Here is a 14,975-nt window from a genome sequence, read left to right as displayed (position 1 = left end):
GGCCCCGCGCCGTGACCCGTGACAGACACGGAGTGCTGACCCATGGCCCAGAACAACCGAGCCGGAGCCGTCCGCAAGAAGAAGAAGGGCGCGGTCGTCGGAAGCGGCGGTCAGCGCCGCAAGGGCCTGGAGGGCCGCGGCCCCACGCCCAAGGCGGAGGACCGCGTCTACCACAAGGCCTACAAGGCCAAGCAGGCCGCGGCGCGCAAGCAGCGGGACCAGCACGGCCGCCAGCAGCGCTCCGGCGGGGGGCCCATCAAGGAGGACCTCGTGACCGGGCGCAACTCGGTGCTCGAGGCGCTGCGCGCGGGCGTGCCCGCGAAGACCCTGTTCGTGGCCACCAAGATCGAGGTGGACGACCGTGTCAAGGACATCCTGCAGCTGTGCGCCGAGCGCCAGGTGCCCACGCTGGAGGCCTCCCGCGGTGAGCTGGACCGGCTCTCCGCGGACGCGATCCACCAGGGCGTGGTGCTGCAGGTCCCGCCGTACGAGTACCCGGACGCGGACGAGCTCGCGGCCTCGCTGATGGCGCGGCGCGAGGAGGGCCGCACGCCGCTGCTCGTTGCGGCGGACGGCATCACGGACCCGCGCAACCTGGGTGCGATCATCCGCAGCGTCTCGGCGTTCGCCGGCGACGGCGTGATCCTCCCCGAGCGCCGCTCCGCCGGGGTCACCGCCACGGCCTGGAAGACCAGCTCCGGTGCGGCGGCGCGCGTGCCGGTGGCCAAGGCCACCAACCTCACCCGCACCCTCGAGAACTGCAAGAAGCAGGGCTACTTCGTGGTCGGTCTCGACGGCGGCGGGGACCTCTCCCTGCCGCAGCTCGAGCTGGCCACCGAACCCCTCGTGGTGGTCGTGGGCTCCGAGGGCAAGGGCCTCTCCCGCCTGGTGACCGAGCACTGCGACGCGATCGTCTCGATCCCCATCGAGTCCGCCATGGAGTCGCTCAACGCGTCCATGGCCGTGGGGATCACGCTGTACGAGGTCGCCCGGCGCCGTGCAAGCGCGTAGCCACCCCCTGGGGGTCCACCCGTCGCCGTCCGGTGACGGCACCGCGAACGTCGCGGTCTACGCACCCGGTCTCGAGGAGGTCGACCTCGTCTTCAGCCGCCCCGGCGAAGGCTGGCAGCGGCTGCGGCTGGACGGGGTCAACCACGGCATCCACTACGCCACGGTGCCCCGCCCCCGGGGCGCAGGCCCCGAGGACCTGACACCGCAGGAGCTGGCGCGCGATGTCTGCTCCGCGATGCCCCGTGGCACCCGCTACGGGTTCGTCCCCGCCCGCTCCCACGGCACACCGGTCGAGGATCCCGCGCAGGAGCCCGTGCTGCTGGACCCCTACGGCAGGGGACTCGTGCGCGTGGCCCCGCCGGCCGACGTCGTCGGCCCCGGCCCGGACGCCTACGGCGGCACGTACGTGTCCGAGGTCGTGGCGCAGGACCACGTCTGGCAGGACGACTCGCGCCCCGCCCACCCGTGGCGCGACACCGTGATCTACGAGGCCCACGTGAAGGGCCTGACCATGCTCCACCCGGACATCCCGCGCGAGCTGCGCGGAACGTACGCGGGGCTCGCGCACCCGGTGATGACCGAGTACCTGCGCAGCCTGGGCGTCACCGCCGTGGAGCTGCTGCCGGTGCACGCCCACCTGGACGAGGCGCACCTCACCGCCGCCGGACTCACCAACTACTGGGGCTACAACACCCTGGGCTTCTTCGCCCCGCACGCGGGCTACGCCACGCGCGCCGCGCAGGAGGCGGGGCCCACCGCCGTGCTGGACGAGTTCCAGCAGATGGTGGACGCGCTGCACGACGCAGGGCTGCAGGTCTACCTGGACGTCGTGTACAACCACACCGCCGAGGGCGGGCCGGGCCAGCGGGCCTACTGCTGGCGCGGGCTGGGGGAGCGCGCGTACTACCGCCACGACGAGCACGGCAACTACGTGGACGTCACCGGGTGCGGCAACTCCGTGAACTTCGCGGACCCCCAGGTGGTGCGCATGGCGCTGGATTCCCTGCGCTACTGGGTCGAGCAGTGCCACGTGGACGGCTTCCGCTTCGACCTCGCACCGGAGCTCGGCCGCGACGAGCACCACCACTTCACGCGAAACCACCCGTTCTTCGTGGCGGTCGCGGCGGATCCGGTGCTGCAGGGCGTGCGGATGATCTCCGAGCCGTGGGACGTGGGCGCCGGTGGCTGGCAGACGGGCCGGTTCCCCGTGGGCTGGGCGGACTGGAACGACCAGTACCGGGACACGGTCCGCGGCTTCTGGCTCTCCGGGCAGCGCACCATGCGCCGCGGGGGAGGCGGCGGCACGGCGGGTCGGCTCGCGGGAGCGATGTCCGGTTCCGCGGAGCTCTTCGCCCCGCACGGGCGCACCACGCTGGCGTCGGTCAACTTCGTCACCGCGCACGACGGCTTCACGCTCTACGACCTCACGGCGTACGACAACAAGCACAACGAGGCCAACCGTGAGAACAACGCGGACGGCACGAACGACAACCACTCCTGGAACCACGACCACGAGGGTTTCTCCCCGGACGTCCGGGTCCGGGCGGCCCGCGCCGCCACCGCACGCAACATGATGGCCACCCTGCTCTTCTCGCAGGGGGTGCCCATGATCACTGCCGGCGACGAGCTGCTGCGCTCCCAGGACGGCAACAACAACGCGTACTGCCAGGACAACGGGCTCTCGTGGGTGGACTGGCGGCTCACGCCGTTCGACCGCTCGATGCTCCACACCACCCAGCGACTGATCCGGATCAGGCGCGCGTTCCTGGCGGGTCAGCCCCGCGAGTTCCCCGCCCGGCCGCAGGACGTTGTGCTGAACTGGTACGCGAGCTCCGGCGAGCCCATGACCGCGGACCTCTGGCAGACGGACGGTGTGCGCGCCCTGCAGGTCGTCCTCGCCGCGCGCGGAGGCACCACCGCGGGTCTGTTCGTCCTCAACGGGACGGAGTCGGAGGTCACCGCCGTGCTGCCCGCGTTCGAGCACCCGGCGCCCGTCGAGCGGGTGCCCGGGGACCACGCCGCGCGCGGCCGTGCCGCCCGGGACGACGACGCCGCCGTGGCCGGCGGATCGGGGACGGCCACCGCGGCGTCCCCCTCCTTCCGGCTCGTGCTCGCCACGGACCCGAACCTGGACGAGCTGACCGGCAACCGCTGGCACACGGGCGACACCGTGACCGTGCCGCCGCAGAGCGTGGCGATGTTCGCCGTGGTCTGAGCCGCGCACGTCAGCGGGGAGCCCGCGGCACCAGCCCACAATGCGCACCAGCGCAGAGCCGGCACGAGCGCGCCATCGGTACCCGCGCAGAACCGGCACCAGAGCAGACAGGACACCGGCGCGGACACGAGAACGGCGCGCACCCGGACCACCGTCCGCGTGCGCGCCGTCGTCGTGCGGCGACCGGTGCCTCAGCCGGCGTTGCTCACCAGGGCGAGCTCGGCGGGGGACGCGAGGTCACCGTGGCGGGGCAGGATCCGCACGGTGTACCCGAAGGGCCCGGAGCGGTCGATCGTGATGGGTCCGGAGAACAGCATCCGACCCCCGTCCAGCGCCTCGGTCGGCTCCAGCGTGGCGTAGGAGCGCTCGTGGATGTGGTCGGACTCGGATACCCGCCCGAAGCCCACCTGCACCGTGACGTCTTCGGGGCTCAGCGAACCCAGGTCCACGTACGCGTTGACGTCGAGAACGTCCCCGATCTGCGGCTCCTGGTGCACACCCTGGGCGTCCACGTGCTCCACGCGCACGCCCGGCCAGGCCGTGCGCACGCGGTCGATCCAGTGCGCGGTCGCACGGGCCGCGGCGCCGTCGTCCGCCGCCGCATGGCGCCCGGAGACGCACGCCGGGACGTAGAGCTGCTGCACGTAGTCGGTGAGCATGCGCCGGGCCGAGACGCGGGGGCCGAGCGTCGCGAGCGTGTGGCGCACCATGGCGAGCCACTGGTGCGGGACCGCGTCCGGCGCGGAGGCCCCGGCGGTCTCGTGGCGCAGCGCGGCCGGGCCGCCCTCGGAGCCGTCGCCGTAGAAGCGCGGCGCCACGTGGGACTCGATGAGCTCGTAGAGTGCTGCGGCTTCGACGTCGTCGCGCTCGTCCGGGCTGGCCTTGGTGTCCGCGGTGGGGATCGCCCAGCCGTTCTGGCCGTCGTACATCTCGTCCCACCAGCCGTCCAGGACGGAGAGGTTCAGCCCGCCGTTGATCGCGGCTTTCATGCCGGACGTGCCGCACGCCTCGAGCGGGCGCAGCGGGTTGTTGAGCCACACGTCGCAGCCGGGGAACAGCACGCGCGCCATGGCGATGTCGTAGTTGGGCAGGAAGACGATCCGGTGGCGCACCTCGGGGTCGTCCGTGAAGCGCACCAGGTCCTGGATCATGCGCTTGCCCATCTCGTCCGCGGGGTGGGACTTGCCGGCCACGATCAGCTGCACGGGACGCTGCGGGTCCAGCAGGATCCGCTTCAGGCGCTCCGGGTCGCGCAGCATGAGCGTGAGCCGCTTGTAGGTGGGCACGCGCCGGGCGAAGCCGATCGTGAGCACGTCCGGGTCCAGCACGGACTCGGTCCAGCCCAGCTCGGCGTCCGCGGCGCCGCGCTTCTTCCACGCGGCCCGCAGCCGCTCGCGCACGTCCTGCACGAGGCGTTCGCGCAGCACGCGCCGGGCCGCCCAGAGCTCGGCATCCGGCACGTCGTAGATCTTGCGCCAGCGCGCGGCGGGCTGCAGGTCGTTCTCCTGCGGCTCCACGGCGAGGTCCCACATCATCGGGTCGATCCACGAGGGGACGTGCACGCCGTTGGTGATGGAGGTGATGGGCACCTCGTCCACGTCGAAGCCCTGCCACAGGCCGTGGAAAATGGAGCGCGAGACGGTGCCGTGCAGCTTGGCCACGCCGTTGGCGCGCTGGGCCAGGCGAAGGCCCATCACGGCCATGTTGAACTTGCTCGGGTCGCCACCCGGGTAGGTCTCGGTGCCGAGCTCGAGCACACGCTCGATCGGGACGGCCGGGGTCAGGCCGGCGCTGAAGAAGTGGTGGACCTGGTCGCGCTCGAAGCGGTCGATGCCCGCCGGGACGGGCGTGTGCGTGGTGAAGACGGTCGCGGAGCGGACCTCCGCGAGCGCCTCCTCCCAGGTCATGGGCTCCGCGTCCCCCTGGGGGCTCATCAGCTCCTGGATCCGTTCGATGCCCAGGAAGCCGGCGTGACCCTCGTTGCAGTGGTAGACCTCCGGCGCCGGGGCACCCGTGAGGCGGCTGTGCACGCGCAGCGCCCGGATCCCGCCCATGCCGAGCAGCAGCTCCTGCTGCAGCCGGTGGTCGCTGCCGCCGCCGTAGAGGCGGTCGGTGACGTTGCGGGCGGCGTCGTCGTTCTGCCGGATGTTGGAGTCGAGCAGCAGGAGGGGCACGCGACCCACTTCCGCCCGCCAGATCTGCGCGGAGAGGGTGCGGCCGTCGGGCAGCGGCAGGCTCACGAGCGCGGGCGTGCCGTCCGCCTCGCGCAGCAGGGTCAGGGGCAGCTCGTCCGGGTCCAGGACGGGGTAGGTCTCCTGCTGCCAGCCGTCGCGCGAGAGCGACTGCTTGAAGTAGCCGGCCTGGTAGAGCAGCCCCACGCCGACCACCGGCACGCCCATGTCCGAGGCGGTCTTGAGGTGGTCCCCGGCCAGGATGCCGAGACCGCCGGAGTACTGCGGCAGGGCGGAGGTGATCCCGTACTCCGCGGAGAAGTACGCGATCGACGACGGCGCGTCCTCGCCCTGGGTGCGCTGGTACCAGTGGGGTTCGGTGAGGTAGGTCTCGAGGTCCGCGTCGAGGGCGTGCACGCGCGCCACGAACTCGGGGTCCTGCGAGATCTGCTGGATCTCCTCGCGGGTCAGCGACCCGAGGAGCTTGACCGGGTCCCCGTGCACCGCCTCCCACGCGTGGGGGTTGAGCTCGGCGAAGAGGTCCTCGGTGGGTTTGTGCCAGGACCAACGAAGGTTCCGGGCCAGTCGCCCGAGCGGGGCGATGGAGTCGGGGAGGACGGTGCGGACGGTGAACCTGCGGATGGCCTTCACAGGGCCGAGCCTAGTCCGTGCGGGCCTGCCGCTCAACGGGGCCCGCCGTGTGACTTCACGGTTCGTCCCGGGACCCGGCGGCCTTAAGAATCCCGGGGATAGTCGGTAACGTTGGTCACGTGTCGCAGCAGAACTCACAGCCCCAAGGCCGTCGCCCGTCCCACGATCCCGCACCGGACACCCACGCGGGTGACGCGTCCCCGGACGTGGGCTCCCGCCTGACCCCGCCCGTGCCCGCCACCGGCGTTCCGGACGTCGCCCCGTCGGTGTCCCGGGCCGACGGGCCCCGAGCGGACGCGCCTCGAGCGGAGGCCTCCCGTGCGGACGTCCGGGAGGACGACGTCGTCGTCGTGGCCGCGGACGGCACCTCCGTCCCCGCGGCACCCGCTGGTCAGACCGCCGTGCAGAGCCCGGGCACGGCAGCGTGCGACGGCGCGGAGCAGGCCGAGGAGGACACCGTGGACTTCCCGTCCGAGGACCTCGTCTACGGCCGCATCCCCGTCACGGACGTCAGCCCCGTGATCGAGGGCGGGCGCTTCCCCGCCACGGCCGTTCCGGGGGAGGACATCCGCGTGGCCGCGACCGTCTTCCGCGAGGGGCACGACTCCCTGGGCGTGACCGCCGTGCTCTTCGATCCGCAGGGCCGCGAGGTGCAGCGTCGCCCCATGACGCTGGTCGCCACCGGCACGGACCGCTACGAGGCCATGGTGCGCCCAGCGTCCGAGGGTCGCTGGAGCTTCGCGGTGGAGGGCTGGTCGGACCTCTACGACACGTGGCACCACGTCGCCCAGATCAAGCTGGGGGTGGGCCAGGACGTCGAGCTGGTGTTCCAGGAGGCGAGCCTGCTCTTCGACGCCGCCTCCAAGGAGTCGGGGCGCTCGTCGGAGGAGGTGCGCGCCTTCGAGGAGGCCGCGGAGGCCATGACGGACACGTCCCTGACCCCCGAGGAGCGGTGGCAGATCGCCACCTCGGAGCAGCTGCGCGGCTACGTGGAGCGCAACCCGCTGCGCGACCTCGTGAGCAGCTCCCCGCGCTACCCGGTCGAGGTCGAGCGCGAGGCCGCCGGCCGCGGCGCCTGGTACGAGTTCTTCCCGCGCTCCGAGGGCGCGAGCTGGGACCCGGAGACGGGCACGTGGACCTCCGGCACGTTCCGCACCGCCACGGCGGCCCTGGACCGTGCCGCGGCCATGGGCTTCGACGTCGCCTACCTGCCCCCGATCCACCCGATCGGCCGCAACCACCGCAAGGGGCCGAACAACACGCTCACCGCCGGTCCGCAGGACCCGGGCTCCCCATGGGCGATCGGTGGCCCCGAGGGCGGGCACGACACCATCCACCCGGACCTCGGCACGTTCGAGGACTTCGACGCCTTCGTCGCGCACGCGCACGGGCTCGGGCTGGAGATCGCACTGGACCTCGCCCTGCAGGCGTCCCCGGACCACCCGTGGGTCCAGGAGCACCCCCAGTGGTTCACCACCCGCGCGGACGGCAGCATCGCGTACGCGGAGAACCCGCCCAAGAAGTACCAGGACATCTACCCCCTGAACTTCGACAACGACCCCCAGGGCCTCGCCGCCGAGGTGCTGCGGGTCGTGGAGCTGTGGATCAGCCACGGCGTGGACATCTTCCGCGTGGACAACCCCCACACCAAGCCCCTGTGGTTCTGGGAGTGGCTGATCGCCCGCGTGCGCGAGGACCACCCGGACACCGTGTTCCTGGCGGAGGCGTTCACCCGCCCGGCCATGATGCGCGGGCTCGCCAAGGCCGGGTTCCAGCAGTCCTACTCCTACTTCACCTGGCGCAACACCAAGGAGGAGATCGAGGAGTACCTGGAGGAGATCTCGCACGAGACCCCGGGCTTCTACCGGCCCAACTTCTTCGTGAACACCCCGGACATCCTCACCGAGTACCTGCAGTTCGGCGGCCCGGCGGCCTTCAAGGTGCGCGCGGCGCTCGCGGCCACGGCCTCCCCGCTGTGGGGTCTCTACGCCGGCTTCGAGCTCTTCGAGCACGTCGCCCGCCAGGGTGCCGAGGAGTACGTGGACAACGAGAAGTTCCAGCTGCGTCCGCGGGACTTCGAGGGTGCACTGGAGCGCGGCGAGTCGCTCGCCCCGTACGTCACCCGCCTGAACCAGATCCGCAGGGACCACCCGGCGCTGGGGGACCTGCAGAACCTCACGGTGCAGCGCACCTCGGACGACGCCATCGTGGCCTACAGCAAGACCAAGACCGTGGAGCACGGCGGTGTGGAGGTCAGGGACACGGTGATCGTGGTCGTCAACACCGATCCCCACGCCACGCGCGAGGCCACCGTCTGGCTGGACCTGGACTCCCTCGACCTGCGGGACGAGGACTTCAACGAGGACGGCTCGTTCTGGGTGGACGACCTCCTCACCGGTTCCAGCTGGAAGTGGGGGGACCACAACTACGTGCGCCTGGACCCCTACGTGGAGCCCGTCCACGTGCTGACGGTCCGCCGCGACGTCAAGTAGCCCAGCGCCCGGTGCCGCCGCCGTCCACGCCGATGGCGGCGGCAGGCCGGGTCCCGTACCTTTCATGCTCGTCACACTTGTCTCTGCGAGAGGGCAGTCCCGCACACCATGAGCATCACTCCTTTCCAACTCAACGCTCCCGGGATCGCCCACGACCCCGACTGGTTCCGCAAGGCCGTGTTCTACGAGGTCCTCGTGCGCGCGTTCTCCGACGCGAACGGCGACGGCTCCGGTGACTTCACGGGTCTGATCGAGAAGCTCGACTACCTGCAGTGGCTCGGCATCGACTGCCTGTGGCTGCCGCCGTTCTACGAGTCGCCCCTGCGCGACGGCGGCTACGACATCTCGGACTATTACTCCGTCCTGGACGAGTTCGGCACGGTGAGCGACTTCAAGCGTCTCGTGGCGGAGGCGCACGCCCGCGGGCTGCGGGTCATCACGGACCTGCCGCTGAACCACACCTCGGACCAGCACCCCTGGTTCCAGGCATCGCGCGAGGACCCGGAGGGCCCCTACGGCGACTTCTACGTGTGGTCGGACACGGACGAGAAGTACGAGGACGCCCGCATCATCTTCGTGGACACCGAGATCTCGAACTGGACGTTCGACCCGGTGCGCCGCCAGTTCTTCTGGCACCGCTTCTTCTCGCACCAGCCGGACCTGAACTTCGAGAACCCCAAGGTCGTCGAGGCCGTGTTCGACGTCGTGAAGTTCTGGCTGGACATGGGCATCGACGGCTTCCGCGCGGACGCCATCCCGTACCTCATCGAGGAGGAGGGGACCAACTGCGAGAACCTCCCGGGCACGCACGACTTCCTGGTGAAGTTGCGCGAGATGGTGGACGAGGAGTACCCCGGCCGCGTGATCATCGCGGAGGCCAACCAGATGCCGCACGAGGTCGTGGAGTACTTCGGCACGGAGGAGTCCCCCGAGTGCCACATGTGCTTCCACTTCCCGATCATGCCGCGGATCTACTACTCGCTGCGTGACCAGAAGGCCGCGCCCATCGTCTCCACCATGGCGAACACTCCGCAGATCCCGCGCGGCACCCAGTGGGGCACGTTCCTGCGCAACCACGACGAGCTGACCCTGGAGATGGTCACGAGCGAGGAGCGCCAGGCCATGCTCGGCTGGTACGCGCCGGACTCGCGGATGCGGGCCAACATCGGCATCCGACGCCGCCTGGCGCCGCTGCTCGACAACTCCCGCGCGGAGCTGGAGCTCGCGCACGCCATGCTGCTGTCCCTTCCCGGTTCCCCGTTCCTGTACTACGGGGACGAGATCGGCATGGGCGACAACATCTGGCTCGACGACCGCGACGCGTCCCGCACGCCCATGCAGTGGACCCCGGACCGCAACGCGGGCTTCTCCACCGCGGACCCGGGAAAGCTGTACCTGCCCGTCGTGCAGTCCCTCGTGTACAACTACGCGCAGACGAACGTGGAGACCCAGCTGGCGTCGTCGTCGTCCCTGCTGCTCTGGATCCGTCAGATGCTCATGGTGCGCAAGGCACACCCGGCGTTCGGCATGGGCGAGTACATCAACGTGGACACGGACCACGAGTCGGTGCTCGCGTTCCTGCGCCGTCTGGCCCCCGAGGACGCCGAGGACGGCGTGGGCGAGACCCTGCTGTGCATCTTCAACCTCTCCCACGTGCCCGCGAGCTGCTCGGTGCACCTCGCCGAGTACGCCGGCCGCGGCACCCGCGAGCTGTTCGGCGGCGAGCCGTTCGGGGAGTTCTCGGACGAGGGCGACTACCGGATCACGCTCGGCTCCCAGGACTTCTTCTGGCTGCGTCTGCGCTCGGCGGCGACCTCGGACGGCGGTCACCCGGAGACGGTGGCCATGCCCATCATCAGGCCCGCACGCGGCGAGTGAGTCCGCGCGGGGCGGCCCGCGCGCGCTCGACACAGACTTCCAGACCACAACGGGGGGATCCTCATGACGGATCAGCAACTTCTCGACCGACTGCGTGAATGGCTGCCGCGGCAGCGGTGGTTCCCGTTCACTGCCACCCCGGACCAGCTCCGGCTGAACGTGGCGGGGCGCGCCGAGGTGGGCGGTGACGACCGCTGGGAGTCGGAGCCCGGCACGGACCGCGCCATCTTCCTCGTGCAGGTCACGGTGGGAGAGCGCAGCGAGCTGCTCCACGTGCCGGTGGTGCGCAGCACGCGCAGGTTGCCGGAGCTCGAGCGCTTCGAGATCGGCAGCTACTCCGCGGGCGGTCCCGACCGGGCGCTGCCGGAGCAGCTGGTCGCGGGGGCGGAGGCCTCGGCGTCGTTCCTGCGCCGGGCGATCTCCCAGGCCGGTTCCCTGCTGGACCGGCGCCGCGGGGCCAAGGCGTCCGAGGACCAGGAGGGCGTGGCTGCGTCGGACGAGACGGCGGGGCTCGAGCACGAGCGCTCGGCGGACACCCCGGATCCCGACGACGGCGCCACCGTCCACCTCTACGACGCCGTGGGCGAGCCCGGCTTCCTGGACCGCGTGCTGCGCATGATGGACGCGCAGCTCACGGAGGGCGGCGTGCTGCGCCACGGCATGAGGCTGCACGGCCGCTACACCGGGGCGCTGAACACGGACTACCGCATCGCCTCCTCCGCGCAGGTGCACGTGATCTCCTCGGAGCAGTCGAACACGTCCGTCATCCTCCGCCCGGAGGGGGAGTCGGACGGGGATGACGCACTGCACGGCGACGCCGTAATCGTGAAGTTCTTCCGCGTCGTCGGCGAGGGCCGCAACCCGGACGTGGAGGTGGGCGTCAAGCTCACGTCGCACGGCTCCAGCGCGGTCCCCGCGACCGCGGGCTGGGTGGACGCGCAGTGGCGCCAGGGCCTGGTCACCACGTCGGGCCAGCTCGCCGTCGCGGCGCAGTTCCTGGACCACTCCGAGGATGCCTGGGCCATGGCCGTGGGCGCGGCCACGGAGGGTCGCGACTTCGCGGAGCTCGCGCGGGACCTGGGCGCCACCACCGCACGGGTCCACGCGGACCTGCTCGCGGCCTTCGAGCCGGTGCCCGTCGCCGACGCCGCCCGGCGCCGCTTCCTGGACGACCTCGCCGCCCGCATCCGCTGGGCCTGGGAGTCGTGCGGTGAACGCTTCGAGTCCTTCGCGCCGCAGGTGGACGCCCTGCTCGAGGAGCTGGCCACGACCCGCGAGATCCCGGCTCTGCAGCGCATCCACGGCGACTACCACCTGGGCCAGGTGCTGCACAGCGACACCCAGGGTTTCCGCATCCTCGACTTCGAGGGCGAGCCGCTGCGTCCCATCAAGGAGCGTGTCCGTCCGGACGTGGCCCTGCGCGACGTCGTGGGGATGCTGCGCTCGTTCGACTACGCCGGCGCCATGGCCGCCAAGGAGGCGGAGCAGGACACCGAGGAGTGGACCCGCAGCGTCTCGGAGGCCTTCCTCGAGGGCTACCGGGCCACGAGCGGTGGTGACCTGGACACGGGCTCCGTGCTGTACCAGGCCCTGTGGCTCGACAAGGCCCTCTACGAGGTCGTCTACGAGCAACGCAACCGCCCGGACTGGGTGCAGGTCCCGTCCGCCGCGGTCATGCGCTCGCTTGAACGTGCACGCTCCCGTACCGTGAGTCGTGACGCACACGAGAGCCAGTCAACGCCGTCGAGAGCCGAGGATTTCGTGACCACCGAGCACCCCCAGAACCCCAAGCCCCGCGCTTCCTCCGATGCCCGGCCCACGGAGCAGTCCGCCCCCGCGCCGGCGCGGAGCGGTGAGAAGAGCGCGCGCGTCGAGCCCACGGCGTCGACCTCCGCTGCCACCCTGCCCGCGCAGGCCCCCGAGGCCCAGCCACCGGTGGCTCCCGCAGCACCCCCGCAGCACGAGTCCCGGCAGGACGTTCCCGCGGGCGGTCCAGTGCCGGCCTCCGAGGACGTCCTCGCGGCCGTGGCCGAGGGGCGCTACCACGACCCGCACTCGGTGCTCGGCGCGCACCCCAACCCGGACGGCTCGGTTACGATCCGCACGCTGCGGCGCTTTGCCACCGGTGTCTCGGTGCGCACCCTCGACGGCACGTTCCCGCTCGAGCACGAGTGGGGCGGCATCTTCACGGGTGTGGTGCCCGCACACGATGACGGCCAGATCCCGGACTACCGGGTGGAGGTGACCTACGCGGGCCAGGAGGCCGAGGAGGTCGACGACCCCTACCGCTTCGCGCCCACCCTCGGGGAGCTGGACCTGCACCTGATCGGCGAGGGCCGCCACGAGACCCTGTGGACCGTCCTGGGTGCGCACATCCGGCACTACCCCTCGCCCCTGGGCGACGTCTCCGGCGTGAGCTTCGCGGTGTGGGCTCCCACCGCGCAGGCCGTGCGCGTGGTCGGCGACTTCAACGGCTGGGACGGCTCCGAGCACGCCATGCGCTCGCTGGGCTCCAGCGGGGTGTGGGAGCTGTTCGTGCCGGGCATGCAGTCCGGTGACACCTACAAGTTCCGCATCCGCGCCGCGGACGGGGCGTGGCGCGACAAGGCCGACCCCATGGCCTTCGGCACCGAGATCCCGCCGTCCACCGCCTCCCGCGTCTTCGACTCGGAGTACGAGTTCCAGGACTCGGAGTGGATGCAGCGCCGTGCCACCACGGACCCGCACAACGCCCCCATGAGCGTCTACGAGATGCACATCGGCTCGTGGCGCATGGGCCTGGGCTACGTGGACCTCGCCCGTGAACTGGTCGAGTACCTCACGTGGCAGGGATTCACGCACGTGGAGTTCATGCCCGTGGCGGAGCACCCGTTCGGGGGCTCCTGGGGCTACCAGGTCACCGGCTACTACGCACCGTCCTCCCGGTTCGGATCCCCGGACGAGTTCCGGTACCTCGTGGACCAGCTCCACCAGGCCGGCATCGGTGTGCTCGTGGACTGGGTCCCGGGCCACTTCCCCAAGGACGAGTGGGCGCTCGCCAAGTTCGACGGCCAGCCCCTCTACGAGCACCCGGACCCCCGGCGTGGTGAGCACAAGGACTGGGGCACGCTGATCTTCGACTACGGCCGGCGCGAGGTGCGCAACTTCCTGGTGGCCAACGCGAACTACTGGCTCGAGGAGTTCCACGTGGACGGGCTGCGCGTGGACGCCGTCGCGTCCATGCTCTACCTCGACTACTCCCGCAACGACGGCGAGTGGGAGCCCAACCAGTACGGGGGCCGCGAGAACCTGGAGGCGATCGGCTTCCTGCAGGAGGCGAACGCGACCGCCTACCGGCGCAATCCCGGCGTCGTGATGATCGCGGAGGAGTCCACCTCCTTCCCGGGCGTGACCAAGCCCACGAGCGCCGGCGGCCTCGGCTTCGGCATCAAGTGGAACATGGGCTGGATGCACGACAGCCTCGAGTACATGGCCGAGGACCCGGTCAACCGGCACTACCACCACAACAAGGCCACGTTCTCGCTGGTGTACGCGTTCTCCGAGAACTTCATCCTGCCGATCTCCCACGACGAGGTCGTCTACGGCAAGGGCTCACTGCTGCGCAAGATGCCGGGGGACCGGTGGCAGCAGCTGGCCAGCGTGCGGGCCTACCTGGCCTACATGTGGGCGCACCCGGGCAAGCAGCTGATCTTCATGGGCACCGAGTACGCCCAGGAGTCGGAGTGGTCCCAGGAGCACGGTCTGGACTGGTGGCTCTCCGAGACGCCTCCGCACCACGGGGTGCAGGAACTCGTCAAGAGCCTCAACGAAGTGTACCGGCAGACGCCCGCGCTCTACGCCCGTGACAACGATCCCTCCGGCTTCGAGTGGATCGACGCGAACGACGCCATGCGCAACACGCTCTCGTTCACCCGGTGGGACGACCAGGGCAACCCCCTCGTGTGCATCGCGAACTTCGCGGGCAACACCCACGAGAACTTCCGTCTCGGGCTGCCCTGGGCGGGGGAGTGGGAAGAGGTCCTCAACACGGACGCCGAGGTCTTCGGCGGATCCGGTGTGGGCAACCTCGGGCGGGTGACCGCAACCGAGGGCGCGTTCAACGGGGCGCCGGCATCGGCAGAGCTCACCGTCCCCCCGCTGGCCGTGCTCTTCCTCAAGCCCGTCAGCGGGGTCCCCGCCACCGAGGCCCCGGAGGGTCGGGAAGGCTGAGCCCGCCTGCACTCCGGCCCCTCGGGCCGTGTACGCACCCGACGAACCGGCGGAGGCACTGCGCCCCGCGGGTTTGACGTATCCGGAGGCCGCGTGTAATGTTTCCCGAGTTGCCGCGGCAGCCGCCAGGAGCGGAGGCAGGGCAACAGCTCAAGGATCCACTCGGGCAACCCACCGGTGCGAAGCACCGAAAAGGTGTGCTAGAGTAGGTCCCCGCAAGTAGCCGAGAGGCGGCCTCGCTGGAACAGCTTCACCGGGCGTTCACCCGGGGTTGCGAACAGCAGCGCCAGCCGGTAAGTTTGCGGATCGCAACCAAACGAAGAGAGCTTGTGCAAGCAAGCGAACTCG

The 14,975-nt window shown here is 70.9% G+C and carries 6 protein-coding genes; 5 read left to right on the top strand and 1 reads right to left on the bottom strand.

The features are described from left to right. The first annotated feature begins 42 nt into the window (after positions 1 to 42). Together rlmB and glgX are read left to right on the top strand one after the other, a co-directional pair. Positions 43 to 1,011 carry a 23S rRNA (guanosine(2251)-2'-O)-methyltransferase RlmB gene (rlmB, locus tag KVA01_RS10510; protein ID WP_068470512.1) on the top strand — a complete coding sequence of 323 codons (969 nt, stop codon included), beginning with the start codon at positions 43 to 45 and terminating at the stop codon, positions 1,009 to 1,011. Continuing rightward, entirely contained in the window at positions 998 to 3,226 is a 2,229-nt protein-coding gene (gene glgX / locus KVA01_RS10505; protein WP_068470514.1) for a glycogen debranching protein GlgX, read from the top strand. Before rlmB ends, glgX begins: the two co-directional genes overlap by 14 nt. Positions 3,227 to 3,417: 191 nt before the next feature. Here the strand turns inward: glgX and glgP are convergent, their stop codons facing one another. Further along, entirely contained in the window at positions 3,418 to 6,048 is a 2,631-nt protein-coding gene (gene glgP / locus KVA01_RS10500; protein ID WP_141270187.1) for an alpha-glucan family phosphorylase, read from the bottom strand. A gap of 458 nt (positions 6,049 to 6,506) precedes the next feature. On the opposite strand from glgP, the gene KVA01_RS10495 reads away from it, so the two are divergent. The 3 genes from KVA01_RS10495 to glgB all read left to right on the top strand — a co-directional run bounded on the left by KVA01_RS10495 (position 6,507) and on the right by glgB (position 14,627). Continuing rightward, the gene (locus KVA01_RS10495) at positions 6,507 to 8,540 is read left to right on the top strand and encodes an alpha-1,4-glucan--maltose-1-phosphate maltosyltransferase (protein ID WP_233438855.1); all 2,034 of its coding nucleotides are present in this window, start codon (positions 6,507 to 6,509) and stop codon (positions 8,538 to 8,540) included. A 108-nt stretch (positions 8,541 to 8,648) separates the two neighbouring features. After that, entirely contained in the window at positions 8,649 to 10,418 is a 1,770-nt protein-coding gene (treS, locus tag KVA01_RS10490; protein WP_141270184.1) for a maltose alpha-D-glucosyltransferase, read from the top strand. A gap of 63 nt (positions 10,419 to 10,481) precedes the next feature. Further along, positions 10,482 to 14,627: a 1,4-alpha-glucan branching protein GlgB gene (glgB, locus tag KVA01_RS10485; RefSeq protein WP_141270182.1), complete on the top strand. Its 4,146-nt coding sequence runs from the start codon at positions 10,482 to 10,484 to the stop codon at positions 14,625 to 14,627. Positions 14,628 to 14,975 lie beyond the last annotated feature (348 nt).

This window comes from Kocuria varians, assembly GCF_006539885.1.
Taxonomy (GTDB): Bacteria; Actinomycetota; Actinomycetes; order Actinomycetales; family Micrococcaceae; genus Kocuria; species Kocuria varians.
The sequence above is the reverse complement of the archived record's forward strand: the minus strand, read 5'-3'. Positions and strand labels throughout refer to the sequence as shown.